The 17,066-nt window shown below is 67.7% G+C and carries 16 protein-coding genes; 7 read left to right on the forward strand and 9 right to left on the reverse strand.

Annotated elements, in window-relative coordinates; all coding sequences use genetic code 11:
* Window positions 1-8: 8 nt before the first annotated feature.
* The gene (locus CFP71_RS09640) at window positions 9-806 is read left to right on the forward strand and encodes a DUF1684 domain-containing protein (RefSeq protein WP_208635919.1); all 798 of its coding nucleotides are present in this window, start codon (window positions 9-11) and stop codon (window positions 804-806) included.
* Here CFP71_RS09640 and CFP71_RS09645 read toward each other — a convergent pair.
* From CFP71_RS09645 to CFP71_RS09675, 7 genes are all read right to left on the reverse strand, one after another.
* On the reverse strand, window positions 788-1,783 hold the full coding sequence (locus tag CFP71_RS09645; protein WP_093933483.1) for a BtrH N-terminal domain-containing protein: 996 nt from the start codon (window positions 1,781-1,783) through the stop codon (window positions 788-790). The two genes, CFP71_RS09640 and CFP71_RS09645, sit on opposite strands and share 19 nt — an antisense overlap.
* On the reverse strand, window positions 1,780-2,583 hold the full coding sequence (locus tag CFP71_RS09650; protein ID WP_093933484.1) for a MerR family transcriptional regulator: 804 nt from the start codon (window positions 2,581-2,583) through the stop codon (window positions 1,780-1,782). Before CFP71_RS09650 ends, CFP71_RS09645 begins: the two co-directional genes overlap by 4 nt.
* Window positions 2,584-2,629: 46 nt before the next feature.
* Complete coding sequence (locus tag CFP71_RS09655; protein ID WP_093933485.1) at window positions 2,630-5,530, reverse strand: alpha-L-fucosidase; 2,901 nt, start codon at window positions 5,528-5,530, stop codon at window positions 2,630-2,632.
* 157 nt (window positions 5,531-5,687) lie between these two features.
* Window positions 5,688-6,374, reverse strand: coding sequence for a hypothetical protein (locus tag CFP71_RS09660; protein ID WP_005159205.1), 687 nt, complete (start codon window positions 6,372-6,374; stop codon window positions 5,688-5,690).
* 36 nt (window positions 6,375-6,410) lie between these two features.
* Window positions 6,411-7,124: a HEAT repeat domain-containing protein gene (locus tag CFP71_RS09665; RefSeq protein WP_093933486.1), complete on the reverse strand. Its 714-nt coding sequence runs from the start codon at window positions 7,122-7,124 to the stop codon at window positions 6,411-6,413.
* 190 nt (window positions 7,125-7,314) lie between these two features.
* Entirely contained in the window at window positions 7,315-7,809 is a 495-nt protein-coding gene (locus CFP71_RS09670) for an AMIN-like domain-containing (lipo)protein (protein ID WP_093933487.1), read from the reverse strand.
* Between the two features lie 78 nt (window positions 7,810-7,887).
* Entirely contained in the window at window positions 7,888-8,292 is a 405-nt protein-coding gene (locus tag CFP71_RS09675) for a hypothetical protein (RefSeq protein ID WP_093933488.1), read from the reverse strand.
* 498 nt (window positions 8,293-8,790) lie between these two features.
* On the opposite strand from CFP71_RS09675, the gene CFP71_RS09680 reads away from it, so the two are divergent.
* Window positions 8,791-9,387: a hypothetical protein gene (locus tag CFP71_RS09680; protein ID WP_093933489.1), complete on the forward strand. Its 597-nt coding sequence runs from the start codon at window positions 8,791-8,793 to the stop codon at window positions 9,385-9,387.
* A gap of 50 nt (window positions 9,388-9,437) precedes the next feature.
* Here the strand turns inward: CFP71_RS09680 and CFP71_RS09685 are convergent, their stop codons facing one another.
* Window positions 9,438-10,115 carry an MBL fold metallo-hydrolase gene (locus CFP71_RS09685; protein WP_093933528.1) on the reverse strand — a complete coding sequence of 226 codons (678 nt, stop codon included), beginning with the start codon at window positions 10,113-10,115 and terminating at the stop codon, window positions 9,438-9,440.
* A gap of 107 nt (window positions 10,116-10,222) precedes the next feature.
* On the opposite strand from CFP71_RS09685, the gene CFP71_RS09690 reads away from it, so the two are divergent.
* Both CFP71_RS09690 and uvrA read left to right on the forward strand, forming a co-directional pair.
* A complete protein-coding gene (locus tag CFP71_RS09690) occupies window positions 10,223-11,446 on the forward strand; it encodes an acyltransferase family protein (RefSeq protein WP_093933490.1) in 1,224 nt (407 codons plus the stop codon).
* 77 nt (window positions 11,447-11,523) lie between these two features.
* A complete protein-coding gene (gene uvrA, locus CFP71_RS09695) occupies window positions 11,524-14,379 on the forward strand; it encodes an excinuclease ABC subunit UvrA (RefSeq protein WP_093933491.1) in 2,856 nt (951 codons plus the stop codon).
* Window positions 14,380-14,452: 73 nt separating this feature from the next.
* Here the strand turns inward: uvrA and CFP71_RS09700 are convergent, their stop codons facing one another.
* A complete protein-coding gene (locus CFP71_RS09700; RefSeq protein WP_093933492.1) occupies window positions 14,453-15,088 on the reverse strand; it encodes a fibronectin type III domain-containing protein in 636 nt (211 codons plus the stop codon).
* Window positions 15,089-15,347: 259 nt separating this feature from the next.
* On the opposite strand from CFP71_RS09700, the gene CFP71_RS09705 reads away from it, so the two are divergent.
* The 3 genes from CFP71_RS09705 to CFP71_RS09715 are packed head-to-tail and all read left to right on the forward strand — an operon-like array spanning window position 15,348 to window position 17,064.
* Window positions 15,348-15,899, forward strand: coding sequence for a sigma-70 family RNA polymerase sigma factor (locus CFP71_RS09705; protein WP_167406059.1), 552 nt, complete (start codon window positions 15,348-15,350; stop codon window positions 15,897-15,899).
* A complete protein-coding gene (locus CFP71_RS09710; RefSeq protein ID WP_093933493.1) occupies window positions 15,896-16,606 on the forward strand; it encodes an anti-sigma factor family protein in 711 nt (236 codons plus the stop codon). The genes CFP71_RS09705 and CFP71_RS09710 overlap by 4 nt, the downstream gene beginning before the upstream one ends.
* Window positions 16,603-17,064 carry an SRPBCC family protein gene (locus tag CFP71_RS09715; protein WP_093933494.1) on the forward strand — a complete coding sequence of 154 codons (462 nt, stop codon included), beginning with the start codon at window positions 16,603-16,605 and terminating at the stop codon, window positions 17,062-17,064. Before CFP71_RS09710 ends, CFP71_RS09715 begins: the two co-directional genes overlap by 4 nt.
* Window positions 17,065-17,066: the final 2 nt, after the last annotated feature.

A 17,066-nucleotide genomic window follows, 5' to 3' on the forward strand; every position in this document is an offset into this window, starting at 1 on the left:
GATCGCCGATGAGCACAAGCCTGGACACCTTCACGCGGGACTGGCAGGACTGGAAGACCCAGCGCGAGCGAGACCTCGCCGACCCGCTCGGCTGGCTCGCCCTGGTCTCGCTCGACTGGCTCGAGGACAAGCCGCGCGCCTACGAGGGCCTGCCCGGACTGTGGTGGCAGGACACGGACGCGGCCTACCTCGACCCGCAGGGCGCGGACCTCTCCCACGACGGCGAACGGCTCACCGGCGTCCGGCGCTTCGAGCTGGTCAACAGCGGTGCGACCACCCGGGTCGTCGCGGGGGACATCGAGATCGAGGTCGCGCGCCGTGGCGGTTACCTGATCCGCACGCACGACCCGAAAGCGCCGGTGCTGAACGCTTTCCGCGGTATCCCGGCGTACGAACCCGACGCGGCCTGGGTGCTGACCGGGACCTTCGAGGCCTTCGACGAGCCGAAACCGACCACTGTCGGCGCCGTCGTCGAAGGACTCAGTCACGTCTACGTCTCCCCGGGCATCGTGCGGTTCGAACACGACGGCGTGGAGCACACGCTCACCGCGTTCAACGGCAAGAAGGACGGTCTGCTCATCCTGTTCACCGACGCCACGAGCGGCATCACCACCTACGCGGCGAACCGGTCGCTCGCGGTGCCTCCGCCGGATGAAAACGGCTCTGTAGTCCTCGACTTCACCCGCGCGACGAATCTCCCGTGCGCGTTCACCGATTTCGCCACGTGCCCCTTGCCGCCGGCGGGCAACAACCTCCCGTTCGCGGTGGAAGCGGGGGAGAAGCTGCCCTACGAGCGCCCACGCTGAACCGTCGCCAGAGCCGTCATCGCCTCCTGTTCGCGCTGAGCCAGCTCGGACAGGATGGCGGACGCGTCGGCGAGCCGTCGGGCGTCGCCGGTTTCCCCGGCCTGTGCGAACAATCGCGCGACCTCTGTCCACAGTGGAACGATCTCGCGGTACTTCTCATACGCTGTGCGGAGACCGGCGTCGTCGACGAGTGTCGTGCACTCTTCGAGGAAGTCCCGGTAGATCCGGCGGAAGAGCGCACCGCCGGTCCCCGCCCGCTCCATCAGGACGGCGGCCTGCGGAAGGTCGCGGGCCGGTTCGCTGCTGCGCTCCAGCCATTTTCGCACCTGGACGGCGGCCTTGCCGATCCCGCGATACCCGAGGTTGGCGATGGGCGGGTTCAGGAACTCCGCCGCGTTGGCCCGTACCGCCGTGCGGACGGCGTCGGCGAGCGGGACAAGGGGTGCGTCCACGCCGATGGTGAACGAGCGGTTCTTCGCCGTCATCGGTCCCTTTTCGCCGCGGGCGCGCTCCAGACTCGTCAATGACGTCGACACGGCACCGCCTTGCTGCGTGGTGTCGACGAGGAAGGCGTTCTCGCCGTCGTAGCCGTACAAAGCCGCGAAGTGTCCTCCGAAGTGGACTTTCGAGGTGAAGTACTCGAGGTGGTACGAGTCGAGCTGAAGACCGACGGGGAAACCGGCTTCGATCTGCTCGGCCACGTTCCGCCACGCTGTGCGCGCCGACGTCGTTTCCTTGACCCGCAAGGTGAGTCCGAGGCGTTCAGCCAGCTTCCGGGTGATCTCGGCGGGTTTCGCGCGCCCGCCGAGAAAGGGGAACGGCAGATTCTTCCCGTCCCAGTAGATGAAGCCCAGCCCTTCACCCAGCCCGAACAGCATCGGCTCGGACAGCTCGACCCCGGCGTGCCGCAGGAGGACGTCGAGGGTGCTGGTCTCGCAGTGCTCCCCGCCCTCGGTCTTGACGCCGTCGAGGATCACGCGGTCACCGGCCAGGCGATCTCGGTGCGGTAGGCCTCGGGCGCGACCGCCGGGCCGGGCGCCACCAGGTACAACTCCTCGGCGGGCCCGGTCGGGACGCGGTCGCGTTCGGCGATCCAGCGGCCCAGCGATCGGTAGGCCGCCTCGACGTCTTCGTAGCCGCCCTCGTGGATCGTCGCGGCGAGCAGGCCACCGGGAAGCTCGGCGGAACCGATCTCGCCGTCGTCCCGCACCGGCCCGTCCACCGGGACGAACAGTTCGACGGACAGCTCGTCGGGATCATCGGTGCGATAGCGGGTCCCGGGCGGGCCGGACGGCATGACGCCTTGAGCGTCGAGCGCCGCGAACAGCCGGGCGTAGGCGGGACCGATCCGCTCGGCCAGGCCGCTCAGCGGGGTCTGGATCGTCAGGCGGGCGATCGGCTGCGGCGTGCGCACGCGCTCGTAGACGTGCAGCCACCGCGTCGGCTCGGCGAGGACGGAGTCGAGCCCGCCGCTGATCGCCGCGAGTTCCGCGGCCCGCGCGGCCACCCGGTCGTGGTGCCGTTTGATCGCGGCCTTCACCTCGTCCGGGGTACCCGCGTCGAGGATCTCGGCGATCTCCGCCAGCGGCACCTCCAGTTCCCGCAGCCGCCGGATCAAGCCCGCGCGGGCGAACTGCTCCAGCGAGTACCGGCGGTACCCGGAGCCGGGGTCGATCCTGGCTGGCACCAGCAGCCCGAGCCGGTCGTAGTTCCGCAGCGCGCGGACCGACAGCCTGGTGGCGTGCGCGAACACGCCGATCGGCATCAAGGTCGTCATGGGAACAGCCTGAACCCTCTCCCGGGGAGAGGGTCAACCCGGTAGCTCACCCCAGTGACAGCCGATCGAGATCCGGGGCGGACGCGTGGTCGTTGGACAGCTTGATCGTGTTCGCTCCCGCCTTCAGTTCGACCGGCACCGACGTCGTGAGCTGGGTGTTGTTGCCGGCGCCATCGACCTTCACCTCGACCGGAGCGCCGCCGTTGACCGTGACGAAGTACGAGCGCGGCCCGTTGACGGTGAAGTCGATGTGGAGGGTGTAGCGCCTGGTCTCGGGCACGGTGACGTCGTCGAACCGCACGAACGAGTCCGGATCGCCGCCGATGTTGCGGACCTTCTGGCCGCCTGAGCAGACCCCGCAGTTCGTGACGCCCGCGCCGCCGACGTCGTTCGCCGAATCTTCGGCCTCGCGCATGAAGACCCGGTCCGCCGGTCGCGGGCTCACCCGCACCGGCTTGCTCACGGATTTCGTGCGGCCGAGGAGGTCGAACGACGCGGTGACCGGGATGTCGGCCGCGGTGACGCCTTCGGGCGGCACCAGCGTCCAGGACGCTTCGAGTTCGTTCCCGACGCGCATGGACCCCGCTTTCGCCGGAGCGCCCTGCACGCTCCAGCCCGTCGGGACGACCGGAGCCAGCGTGACCTCGCCGATCGCGTCATCGGCGTCGAGTCGCAGCTTCGCGTTGACCCGCAAGGACTGCCGCCCCGGGGAAAGCCATTGGACGCCACCGGGTTCGACGGTCAGGGTCGTCTTCGGGATGTAGGACGACGGCGGCAGGGGAGCGATCGCGATCCGGTCGAGGCCCGGCCCCGGCGTGGCTTTGCTGAACACCTTGAGTGTGTTTCCCCCGGCGTTCAAGGCGACGGGGATCGCCGTCGAGGCCACGGTTCCCGGTGTGCCGTCGTCGATCGCGGTCTCGACGGGCGCACCACCGTTGACGCTCACCGATACCGACGTCGCGGGCCCGGCCGAGGTGTCGAGCTGAAGCCGGTACGTCCCGGCCTCCGCGACCGTCACCCCCGGATAGGTGACCGAGTTGCGCGGGCCGCCGCCGAGCCCGGTGACCTGGAACGATCCGGAGCACGAGGTGCACCAGCCGAGGCGGGCGCGGCCGTCGTGGTCGTTGCGGAAGGACTCGGCCTCCAGCGGAGCCCGGTCACCCGGAAGCGACGTCGGGTAGCCGGACGCCACCTTGATCTCGTCGATCGCCAATTGCCGGTAGAAGGGTTTCGCCTGCGGGCCGGACCAGGTGTTCAGCACCTCGAGTTTGACGAAACGGGTCTGCCGTTCGCCGAAATCGATGAACTGCACGCCGCGAGCGCTCGGCATCGCCCCGGTGCGCACCGGGGCGCCCCAGTTCCGGCCGTCGTCGCTGACGTAGACGCGATAGTCCTTGATCCGGGACGAGTCCTCCGGCCTGCCGAACGATTCGCGCGCGTGCGTCGGCGACATCTCGCGCTGGTTCACCGCGAGATACGCCGCCGTCCGCCGCTTGCCGAGATCCAAGGTCAGGGAGACCGGTTGCTTGCCGTCGGCGTCCCAGTAGTTCTCGAAGTTCCCGTCGACGAGGTTCGACGCCGGGTGACCCGCGCGCGAGGACGAAGCGGTCGCCTTGATCGTCCGGGAGTCGAGGAAGTGCCGCTGCCCGGCGGTTTCGACCTTGAACACCGTGTCGTAGGTGTCCCAGTCCTTGATGTCCACAATGGTCAGATACCCGGCGGACTGACTGAAACGCAGCGGTTTCCCGGTGCGCACGTCGGACACCTTGGTCACCTGGTAGCCGTTGTCGCGCAGGCGGAGCAGATCGGTGCTCGGGCGGGTGACCACGTGCAAATACTGCGTCCCGGCGCCGGGCTCGACGGTGATGACGCCGTGCGCGCCGTCGTTCCAGAAGCCGGGCTGCATCCCGCCGTACATGTACCCGCCGCCCTCTTTGCCCTGCAGGGAGGATTTGATCGGGGGCACCCAGCTCGCCATGAAGTTGTTGTATGCCTCCTGCTGCGGCGGGAACTTCCCGTTCACCATCGGGGTTTCGGCCATCAGCGACTTCATCGACGAACCCGCGTTGGTGATGTAGCGACCGGTGGACAGCCGGAAGTCGACGGCCTGATCGGTACCGTCGTACCACCAGCCGCCATTGGTCGGCAGCTTGTAGTCGGCCTCGGTGAGCCGCGGCATCGGGGTGAACGCGGCCTGCGGGTAGTCGTACGGCGGGGTGATGCCGGTCTTCTGCTCGTTGCTGACGGTGTCCATGATCGGCGTGTCCTCGTTGTTGTTGCTCAGCAACCAGGACGGTCGTTTCTCACGGATCTGTTCGTAGAGCTTGTTCTTCTCCCAATAGTCGTTGTCGTTGTCGATCCAGAACCCGGCGAGGTCCGCGTAGCGGTCCATGACCTCGTGGAAGAGGTCGTAGCTGTACTCGCCGAAACCGGGGCGGGTGGTCAGGTCGACCTGCTTGCCCTTGTAGGCGGAGTACGCGGCGGAATCCAGCGACTCGACGCCGGTTTCCTTGTGCCACTGGGGATCGTCGGTCATGTAGAGGATCGTCCGGATACCTTTGGCGTTTCCGGCCTTGACGAGCTCGCCGAGGAGGTCGCGACGCGTGGCGCAGCTGCCCGGGATCGCCGACGGCCACGGCCGCGCGTAGCCCAGCCTGCTGTGGAAGGTGGCGAGCACGATGTAGGAGGCGCCGAGTTTGCGGGCCTCGTCCACCCAGTAGTCGGCGCTCCAGCCGCCGTCGGTGACGGCACGTTCCCAGGCGGCGCAGTCGGTCTGCCGTGGCGCGGTGAACATGCCCCAGTGGAGGAAGAGCCCCGCGGTGGCCTCGCGCAGCCATTTCTGGCGGGGATGGTGCAGTTCCGCGCTCGCCGGCGGCGTGGTGAGCAGACCCGCCACCAGGGCGAGGACCAGGGCGAGCCAGGCGGTGCGGTGAACTCTCATGACCATCCGCTCTCATCTAGGGCGTGGTTGCCGAGAGATCCGATGATTGCGGCAGATATCTCGGCGGTCAAGCCCCGTTGAGCGGGACATAGCTCTAGTCGTCGGAGGTGTCGCGCGACGAAGCCCTCTCGTCTGCAGTACGAGAGGGCTTGCCGGGCTTGACTCAGATGTTGAAGCCGGGGTGGGTCGCGAAAGCGTTGTCGATCACGAGGTTCCCGCGCTGGCGGGCTCGTTCACGCAACGCCGACGTCGTGCGGGCGCCCTGGGCGAAGAACCACCACAGGTAGAGCGCGCCGTACATCCAGGCGCCCTCGTAGCCCCACGTGGAGTCGGCGCCGCTCTTGCCGGCGCCGAACACCGAACCCGCCGGGAAGTTCGCGTTGTGCGGTTTCCCGCCCTGATGCCGCGATTCGTGGATCAACGTCTCCGCGCGGCCGGGAACGTCCTTGGAGTACCAGAAACCCAGGTACAACTCGATCCGGTCGTCGACGAACGCCCCTTTGAACGAGCGCGCGATGGCACTGCCGTCGCCACAGAGCGAACGGAGGTCGTCGCAGTTGTCGCGGACGTAGCGGCGCGCCCAGTTCAGCATCGCGCCGGAATAGGCGTCGTTCTGGTAATCCTGCGCCGAATAGGTCAGCAGATAGCACGCGTTGAACGTCCGCGCGAGCGGCTTGTCGGTGTTGCACGCGTCTTCCCAGCCGAAGCCGTCGTCCCAGTAGTCCTTGTTGCCCGCGAAGCCGTAGGTGTTCCAGAAATAGTCGATGTAGGTCTGATTGCAGATCGAGGCGCCGTAGAAATTGTCCCCGGTCACGTTCTTGTCAGGCACGGTGTAGCTGCAAGTGGCCATCGGAGATCACCTGTCTGTAGAAGGAATTCGTTCGGTTCAGGAGGGCGGAGGCACGTCGTCGGTCTGCTTGTCCTTCACGTACCGGCCGCCGACGGCCTGCGGGACACCGCGGACGTCGACCCGCCGGATGTTCAGCAGGCGCTCGTCCTCGGTGCCGCTCAGCTCCTCGCGCACCCGGGCGGTGAGCTCGGTGTCACCGACCTCGGCGATGGCCTGGACCGCCGCGCGCCGCACGGTGAACACCTCGTGCCGGACCTGCCGCAGCAGCAGGTCCTTGGCCGCGCTGTCTCCGGCGGATGCCAGGCGTGCCAACGCTTCCACGGCGGTGGTGCGGATGATCACCTCTTCGCCGACGGTGCTGATCCCGTGTGCCGGGTCGTCGGAACGCTCCGGCGGGATCGGCTGGCGCAGCACGTTTTCGAGCGCCGGAACGGCGGCCGCGTGCCGCAGGTCGGTGAGCAGCTGGACCAGGCCCCAGCGCTCCAGGTACTGCTCCTCGGACAGGGCGTCGTACTGCTCGCCGAGGGCTGGGACGACGTCGTCCGCGCGCTCGCGAAGCCTGTCGAGGCTCCGCTGGTAATTGCGCTCGGCGTCCTCGCCGGACGCGGCCATGGTTTCGGCGGCCTGGGTCACCAGCTCGCCGATTTCGCTGTTCGAGAAGCTTCCCAGACCCGAACTTCCCGGGCCCGCTTCGAGGTTGTCACCACCCGGGCCCAAGGACGGGGTGTCGGGGTTGCGTGGGGTCGGCATGAGGTTCTCCTTCGCATCGGCGGTGATGCTGACGGAAGGAAGGAACGCTACACCGGGCGGCAGATACCTGGATTTCGGAAAAATCGCCCCATCGGGCAGAACGGGATTTTCACCGCGGGAATCCGAAAAGAATTTTGCTCACCGGAAACTGCGCGTTCGGCGAAAAGCCTTCACGGATTCCCGCTCGTGATCAATGACGGACGTCGATGACGACCCGGTTCGGCGAAGTCAGGGTGAACACGGTGACCGGCGTCCTGGACCGGACGCCGAGACCGATGGACAACGTGCCCTCGTAGTCACCGGTGACCGCGACCGCCATGACATTGTGGAGGTTCCGGGTCCGGAACTTCTGCGGTCCGGGATAGGTCGGATTCCCGGCGTCGTCGTGCGCGGCCGCCGGAGTCGCGGCGACAGCGATGAAGTATTCCCCGGTCAGCCACACGATCTCGCCCGAGCCGTCGGCGATCAGCTCGTCGACGAGGTCGTACCGGACGGCGGGCGCGGGCCCCGCGGTCAGGTCGAGCACGACCCGGTCGAAGCCGGGGTTCTGGCCGGTGCGAATCCCGGTCATCGTGGGGATCGCCTGGGCCGCGACGGAAGCGGGCGCTGCCGCGGTGATGGCGCCGGTGAGCATGAGGGTGGTGGCGGCGAGCGCCCCGAGCGCGCGCCGGAGAGTACCGGTCATGACGATGACCTCCTGCCGGAGAGTTGGTTCCGGAAAGACGTCCGTCGTGGCGCGGAGGTTGTATTCTTCGCTCGATCGTTACTGATCGCCGAATTGACGTCGAGCGATCTCGAAGTCCACTGGAAAAGGGTTTCTCACTCGCTGGGCGAGCGAACGCATGTAGTGGAGATCGCTTTTCGCGGACGCGATGAGATGTGTGAATCTCCGGTCCTCGTCCCGGTGGCTGTCGTCCTGTGAGCCGAGCAGAATCGCTGTGCCGCCCACGATTCCGGTGCACAGCGCGGGTTCTCCGGTGTAGTCGCTGAATTCCTTCGGCAGGAAGCCGCCGGTGCTTCGGAACGCCTTGGCGACGACGGACCACGCGGACGGGGAGCAATCCGGTCCGGCGATCTCGCCGTTGCCGCTGTGTGCCGGAACTTCGGACGCGAGGAGCCGGCCGCCGATGGCGACCGCTGTGACGTGGTCACATCCGTGGTACGGCATCGCGCCGTGGTTCGGGCCGATGCGCGGGAACGTTACTACGGCTGACTCTCATGTCATAGAAGCTCTGATCAACTTCGTGTGCTCCTTGCCGGATCGTTCGTGGATGGTGTACTAGTACACCGTAGGCGCGATGATTGGCGACAGCTTTCATCGCCTCTGACCTTCAGGGACAGGAGAAGTTCTTGGCCTCAAGAACGGGCTCTCGGATTTTGGTCATTGTCCTGTCGCACCGCGAATTGTCGATCACTGCCGCGAATAGTGGAGGACTTCATGGTGATCCAACTGGAGAGAGACTGCGTTGGATATCCGGCGACCACACCGATAAGTGATACTTGGCGTCGGGAGACGAGTGACGAGCTGCCCGCTCGTCTGGCAAGGAACCTGGCGATGCTCTCCGGTGCGGAGAAGGCTTGGAGACCCTACGTCGAGATCGCGCAGGCCTCGCCGGCTGAGCCTCGAACTGCCCGTCGCCGGACACCCTCCGCTGGAGCACAGTCGATGTTCTTGGAACGCCTCATGGTGATCGTGGAGATGCGGCGCAGAGTTGCATATCGCAGGCTGACGGTGCGGAACGTCATCGCTTGTGAAAACGGGGTCGGCGGCTACGCGACGAGGGCTCTGACCGGGTGGTCCGGCGATATGCAGGCCATTCCCGTCAAAGCGATCTTCGGTTGCTGTGTGGAGGCCGCGCCGGGCGGCCGCCCTGGGGACCCGCCGGCCGTGGACCTGCGCTTTCCGGAACCACTGCGAAAAGGGGAGCGTCACGAGTTCGTTTCCCTCGCGTGCGACGAAGATCTCGACGCGGAACGACACTGGATCAATGTCGCCGTCGACTATGGCGGGATCGCGCCGAGCGTGGTCGACAGTGAGGGCAGAGTGATCCGAGGGCTGAGCGTTAGTGTCACCTTCGACGACTGTGTCCCCGAGGCCTGCTGGTGGTACGCGGAACAAGACGAGCGAGAGCGTATGGTCTCCCCTCCTGTCGGAGATGGACGTCTTCTCGAGATCCGGCGAGGAGCCGTGGAGCACACTTTCGTGGGTACCTGTCGACCACAAAAGGAATACGGCATCGCGTTCCGCTGGGCCCGGTCCTGAACGAAGGGGCCGCCCAGCGAAGGGCAGCACCGTTCGGAAAGGCCGTCAGCTCACCATCCGCGTTCGCGCCACTCCGCGAGGTGTCCCCGCTGCTCGCCCAGCGTCGAGTCGTCCCCGTGCCCCGGGTAGAACCACGTCTCGTCCGGCAGCTCGTCGAAGATCCGCGACGAGACATCGTCCAGCAGCGAAGTGAAATCCGAAGGCGAACCGGTCTTCCCGACACCGCCTGGGAAGAGCGAGTCGCCGGTGAACAGGTGCGGGTGTCCCGCCGGGTCGCGGTACAGCAACGCGATCGAGCCGGGGGTGTGGCCGCGCAGGTGAATCACCTCGAGGACGACCTGCCCGACCTTGAGTGTGTCGCCGTGTTCGACGAGGAAGTCCGGCGGGATCGGCAGCGGTTCGGCGTCGAGCGGGTGGGCGGCGGTGTTCGAGCCGTTCGCGCCGGCGACGGCGCCGAGGGCCTGCCAGTGGTCCTGGTGCTGATGGGTGGTCACGACGGTCCTCAGCGCGGGACGGTCGGGGCCGTGGCCGATGAGGTCGGAGATGCGTTCCGGATCGTTCGCGGCGTCGATCAGCAGCGCCTCGTTCTCGGCGCGGCAGACGAGCAGATAGGCGTTGTTGTCCATCGGACCGACCGACAGCTTCGTGATGGTGAGCGCGTCCAGGGTGCGACGGGTGGCGTCTCCGCCGGGTTCGACGTGCCCGGTGTAGGTCTCGACGATGTTCACGGTGCACACGGTAGTCGTTCCCCTGCAATCGGTTCCACCCGCACAGGCGCCGCACAGGGTCAGGCCGTAGGCTCGCGTCGCCCCGCCAGCCGAACCACAGGACACCCGTGCCCGACGCCTCACCGCGCACCCCGCGCAAGATCAGCTGGGACGTCCTTCGCGTTGTCGCCGTCTTCGCGGTCATGCTCGGGCATGTCACTCATCAGGGTGCTCTCCTGCACCCGGAACTGGTGGGGTACCCCTTCCGGGTGACCGCCCAGTTCGGAGCCGCCATCCTTTTGGTGATCTCCGCCTTCTTCGTGTGCGCGAGCCTTCGAAAGGGTGAACCTCGGCGGTGGCTGTGGAACCGGGTGGCGCGGCTGGTGCCCGCGTACCTGGTGGCGGTGACAGTCACCTACGTCGTCGCCCGGTACGCGACGATCCGGTTCAGCGGCCTGCCGTTCCCGCCCGGCCTCTCCGGATTCCTGTTCGGCGTTCCGCAGGGGCCGCCGACCGATCCCTCGCCCTGGTACATCCCCACCGGCGCCGATCTGCTCGCCAACCTGGGCATGGTCCAGGAATGGGGCTGGCGGTACGAACTCTTCTACTACCTCGACGGCGCCTACTGGACGCTGCCGGTCCAGCTCGTCGCGTTCACCGCCGCGGCCCTGCTGTGGCCCCGTCGCTGGCGCACCCACCGGCTCACCGTCGGGCTGCTCTGGGCGCTGATCCTGGTGCCGCTCTTCCTGCGGTTCGTCGTGTTCGACCCGGTCTCCACGCCGAAGCTCGTCGAGACCTTCTACTACGGTTTGGGCCTGCATCGCGTGCACGTCTTCGCCATCGGGATCGCGATCTGGCTGTGGGCGAAACGACGGCTGGCGCACTGGCACCTCGCGCTCTTCGTGATCGCCGCCTGCGCCGCGCAGGACCTGCAGGTCTTCCCGTTCCACCAGGCCCTGCCCAACGATCCGGAGCGCTGGCCGTCGCTCGTCGGGTTCGCGATCATGCTGCTGCTGGTGTGCCTGGCCGCGCGCGGGCCGGACTGGCGGCTCCCCGGCCTCTCCAGGATCGCCCCGGCTGTCACCTGGCTCGCGGGCATCTCGTATGGTCTTTATCTGGTGCACCAGGAACTCGGATACATCCTGGCCCGTGCCCTGCTGAACGTCGGCGTCCCCGGCTGGCTTCGTCTCCCGCTCGTGCTGGCCGCCGCCGTCCTGGGGGGCTGGGCGATCACCGCGGGCGTGGAGCGGCCGGTCCACCGGTGGCTCACCGCTCGCCGGGATCGACGCGATAAGCCTGGAAAACCGCAGTTCAGAGACTCAGAACCAGTTTCTGTCGGTGGTGCCTCGTAGCATGGATGCGGCCGCCCGTGCAGCTATCGACCGGGCCGGCGACCGCAGCTGAGAATGAAACCTGAAGGGACCCTGGCGTGGCTGATCGCCTCGTTGTTCGCGGCGCCCGCGAGCACAACCTCCGCGGAGTGGATCTCGACCTGCCCCGCGACAGCCTGATCGTGTTCACCGGTCTGTCCGGGTCCGGGAAGTCGAGCCTCGCTTTCGACACCATCTTCGCCGAAGGGCAGCGCCGCTACGTCGAGTCGCTGTCGGCGTACGCGCGCCAGTTCCTCGGCCAGATGGACAAGCCGGACGTCGACTTCATCGAGGGCCTGTCGCCCGCGGTGTCGATCGACCAGAAGTCCACGTCGCGCAACCCGCGTTCGACCGTCGGCACCATCACCGAGGTCTACGACTACCTGCGCCTGCTCTACGCCCGCGCCGGCAAGGCGCACTGCCCGCAGTGCGGCGAGGCGATCAGCAAGCAGACCCCGCAGCAGATCGTCGACCAGGTGCTCGCCATGGAGGAGGGCACCCGCTTCCAGGTGCTCGCGCCGGTCGTGCGCGGGCGCAAGGGGGAGTACGTCGACCTCTTCGAGAACCTGCAGCAGCAGGGTTACGCGCGTGTCGTGGTCGACGGGACGATCCACCCGCTCACCGACCCGCCGAAGCTGAAGAAGCAGGAAAAGCACCAGATCGCCGTCATCATCGACAGGCTTTCGGTGAAGACGAGCTCGCGGCAGCGGCTCACCGACTCGGTCGAGACCGCGCTGCGGCTGGCCGACGGCCTGATCGAGCTGGAGTTCGTCGACCTCCCGGAGAACGACCCGCACCGCGTGCGCGGCTTCTCCGAGAACCTCGCCTGCCCCAATGGCCACCCGCTGGCGATCGAGGACCTCGAGCCGCGCTCGTTCTCCTTCAACGCGCCCTACGGTGCCTGCCCCGACTGCACCGGTATCGGCGTCCGCAAGGAGGTCGATCCGGAGCTCGTGGTCCCGGACGACGAGATGTCGCTCGGTGAGGGCGCCATCGCGCCGTGGGCGGGCGGCCAGAGCGCGGACTACTTCATCCGGCTGCTCGAATCGCTTTCGGAGACCATCGGCTTCCGGATGGACACCCCGTGGCGCAAGCTGCCGGCGAAGGTCCAGAAGGCCGTCCTGCACGGCGTCGACGAGCAGGTCCACGTCCGCTACAAGAACCGCTACGGCCGCCAGCGTTCGTACTACGCGAGCTTCGAGGGCGTCATCCCGTTCCTCGAGCGGCGCCAGGAGCAGACCGAGTCCGACTACATGCGCGAGCGGTACGAGGGCTACATGCGCGAGGTGCCGTGCCCGGCCTGTCAGGGCACGCGGCTCAAGCCGGAGATCCTCGCGGTCACCCTGGAGCACAAGACACAGGGCGACCGGTCGATCGCCGAGGTGTGCGCACTCTCGATCGCGGAGGCGTCGCGGTTCCTCGACGAGCTCGAGCTCGGCAAGCGCGAGCAGGTCATCGCGGGCGCGGTGCTCAAGGAGATCCAGGCGCGGCTGCGCTTCCTCCTCGACGTCGGCCTCAACTACCTCTCGCTCGACCGTGCCTCCGGGACGCTGTCCGGCGGCGAGGCGCAGCGCATCCGGCTCGCCACGCAGATCGGTTCCGGTCTGGTCGGCGTGCTGTACGTGCTGGACGAGCCGTCGATCGGCCTGCACCAGCGGGACAACCACCGGCTGATCGAGACGCTGGTCCGGCTGCGCGACCTCGGCAACACGCTGATCGTCGTCGAGCACGACGAGGACACCATCCGCTCCAGCGACTGGGTGGTCGACATCGGCCCCGGCGCGGGGGAGCACGGCGGCCACATCGTCCACAGTGGACCGTACAAGAAGATCCTGCGGAACAAGGAATCGATCACCGGCGCGTACCTGTCGGGACGCACCAAGATCGAGGTCCCGGCGATCCGGCGCCCGATCGACAAGAAGCGTCAGCTGACCGTCGTCGGCGCGCGCGAGCACAACCTGCGCGGGCTCGACGTGTCGTTCCCGCTCGGCTGCCTCGTGTCGGTCACCGGTGTCTCGGGTTCCGGGAAGTCCACCCTGGTCAACGACATCCTCGCGACGGTGCTGGCGAACAAGCTCAACGGCGCCCGCCAGGTGCCGGGCCGTCACACCCGCGTGAACGGCTTGGGAGGCGTCGACAAGCTGGTCCGCGTCGACCAGTCGCCGATCGGCCGCACGCCGCGGTCCAACCCAGCGACGTACACCGGCGTCTGGGATCACGTGCGCAAGCTGTTCGCCGCGACCACCGAGGCTAAGGTGCGCGGTTACCAGCAGGGCCGGTTCTCCTTCAACGTCAAGGGCGGCCGGTGCGAGGCCTGCGCCGGTGACGGCACGATCAAGATCGAGATGAACTTCCTGCCGGACGTCTACGTCCCCTGCGAGGTCTGCAAGGGCGACCGGTACAACCGCGAGACCCTCGAGGTGCACTACAAGGGCAAGACCGTCTCCGACGTGCTGAACATGCCGATCGAGGAGGCGGCCGAGTTCTTCGAGCCGATCAAGGCGATCCACCGGCACCTGGCGACCCTCGTCGACGTCGGCCTCGGCTACGTCCGGCTCGGGCAGCCCGCGCCGACGCTGTCGGGCGGTGAGGCGCAGCGCGTCAAGCTGGCCAGCGAACTGCAGAAGCGGTCCACCGGCAAGACGGTCTACATCCTCGACGAGCCGACCACCGGTCTGCACTTCGAGGACATCAGCAAGCTGATCGGCGTGATCAACGGCCTGGTGGACAAGGGCAACACGGTGATCGTCATCGAGCACAACCTCGACGTCATCAAGACCTCGGACTGGATCATCGACATGGGCCCCGAGGGTGGTTCCGGCGGTGGCACCGTGATCGCGGAGGGCACGCCGGAGCACGTCGCCTCGGTGGAGGAGAGCTACACCGGTGAGTTCCTGAAGACCGTTCTCGCCTGAGGTCACCAAGTGCAATGAAGGGGCCTTTCATAGCAAAATTTGCTATGAAAGGCCCCTTCATTGCGCGCGCGGACTAGCCCTTCCCCGTGGTCCGGTCCAAGACGGGCGAAGCGGGCCCGTAGTAGAAGGCGCGCAGCCGGTACGAGGCGCCTTCCTCGCCCGGCATCGAGGCGAGCCCGGCCGACGTCGTCCCCGGATCCGACATCTCGATCGGCACGAAACCGTCCGTGCCGGGTTTCTCGATCTCCACGAGGAAACCGTCCTCGTCGCTGGAGCGGTCCGCCCAGCTGAACCGCACCATCGCCTCCGGCGCGGGCTCGGCCCGGAACGACGCCGGAGCGGCCGAGCGATCGCCCGCCCGCAAGGACACGGGAGGTCCGGACGAGGCCGGGGTGGCGACTCCGGAAACCGTGACAGCGTCCGACACGGCGCCGTAGAAGGGCCGGATCCGGTAGTAGAACCGCGTTTCCGGCATCAGATCCGGATGCCGGTAGGTCGTCTGCCGAGGCGGCACGAACCGCAGGATCGTGTACTCACCGTGCGGATCGGTGGTGTATTCGACGATCCTGCCCGCGACGTCCGGATCGTCGTCCGGCCAGCTCAGGTCGACGTTCACCGGATCGGTCAGCGTCGCGGTGAAACCGGGTTCCGCACCGCATCCCGACACGAAAGCGACCGCCAGCAGAACGGCCGCGAGTTTCCTTGGCACGCCTCGTCCCTCCCGGGAATCAGGCGGCGGCGGGATCCGGAGGCGTCAGCATACGAGCGCGTCCGGTGATCGACAAGACCCGGTTGAACCGCGGCCCCGCGCGGTCCGTGTGGGAGGCAAGAGGAGGCGGCCATGGAGAACCGAGGAGAGGCCGGTGCCGATGCACAGTTCGATCGCGGCGCGCGCCGAACGATCCACTCTGCCCCTGCGGGTTGCAGTACTGTCCTCGCCGACCCAGAAGACCGTCGGGAGGACGCGAGTGGCGATCGGAGGCTGGCGGCCCAAAAAGGCCAAAGGCGAGGACTTGGTCCGGCACTTGTACGCCGAACACGGGCGAAGCCTGCTGGCGTACGCGACAAGGCTGACCGGGGACCGCGCGGCCGCGGAGGACGTCGTGCAGGAGACCTTGGTGCGGGCGTGGAAACACGCCGAAGACCTGGAGAACGACGCGAAGGGATCGGTGCGGGGCTGGCTGCTCACGGTCGCCCGGAACATCATCACCGACCGCGCGCGGGCCAGGGCGGCGCGGCCGCCGGAAGTGCCGGAGCCCGAAGAGGGAGCGCCGACCCCGGCGGTGGAACGGGACCACGCGCAGAGCGTGGTGGACTCCATGGCCGTGCTCGGCGCGATGGACGGTCTTTCCCCGGAACATCGTGACGTCCTGGTGGAGATCTACTACCGGGGCCGGACGGTGGCCGAAGCGGCGCAGTCCCTGGGCGTGGCCCCGGGTACCGTTAAGTCGAGATCTTATTACGCGTTACGGGCGCTCAGAGCCGTGATGTCGGGACCAGGGAAGGAGGTAGCGCGATGAGTGCGGTGGGACACGACCAGGGCCAGCTCGCCGCCTACGTCCTCGGCGGGCTCACGGCGGCGGAAGCGGCCACGTTCGAGACGCATCTCGCGAGCTGCCCCGCGTGCCGGCGTGAGGTGCGCGAGCTCTCGGAACTGCGGTATCACCTCGACGAGGTTCCGCCGGAGGCGTTCCTCGAAGGACCTCCCGACGGCGGCGACCTGCTTTTGCAGCGCACGCTCCGCCAGGTTCGCGAAGAAGAAGGCACCCAGGAGCGCAAACCGCGACGGGTCCTGGCTTTGGCCGGCGCGGCCGTGCTGGTCGTCGTGGCGCTGGGCGCGGGTGTGCTGGTCGGGCGGCAGACGTCGCCCGAACCGTCGACGGTGGCCTTGCCGGTGCCGACGGCGACCGCCCCGGTCCCCGGCACCCGCGACATCGCGGCGACCAACCGGGAAACGGGTGTGCAACTGGCGGTCCGGGTGGCCCCGGCGATGGGCTGGGTCCGGCTCCACGCGAAGGCGGAAGGTGTCCGAGCGGGCGAGAAATGCCAGCTCGTCGTGGTGACCAAGAGCGGCGAGCGGGTCAACGCGGGCAGCTGGCTGGTTTCCGCGAAGGGCGAACGCGAGGGCACCGGGATCGACGGTTCGGCGCTGGTCGCCCCGGACGACGTGGCTTCGGTCGACGTCGTGACCATGGACGGCCGGAACCTGGTGTCGGCGCGGGTATGACGGGCTCGCTCACGGGTCGCGGAGGCGGTTGGTACCGCTTCCGCGACACGTGGGTGCTTCCCGCCTCGCCCAAGGCGGTCTTCGACGCCGTCGTCGACCTCGCCGCGTATCCGCTGTGGTGGCGCGATGTCCGTTCGGTCAGCAAGGTCGACGAGGACACCGCCGAACTCGTCTGCCGGTCCAGGCTGCCGTACGCGCTGACCGTCCGGATGCATCGCGACCGTCAGGACGAGCACGAGGGCCGGGTGCGGGTCCTGCTCAGCGGCGATCTCGAAGGGATGCTGGCGGGCGTCCTGACCTCGGTGGGTGACGGCACCCTCCTGGAGATCACGCAGGAGGTCGAGGCCCGGAAACCGTTGCTGCGCAAGCTCGATCGCATCGCCAGGCCGGTCTTCCGGATCAACCACGCGCTCATGATGAGACGGGGACAACACGGCTTGCGGGGGTATCTCGCCTAGGC

Origin of the sequence: Amycolatopsis thailandensis, assembly GCF_002234405.1 — a bacterium.
GTDB lineage: Bacteria > Actinomycetota > Actinomycetes > Mycobacteriales > Pseudonocardiaceae > Amycolatopsis > Amycolatopsis thailandensis.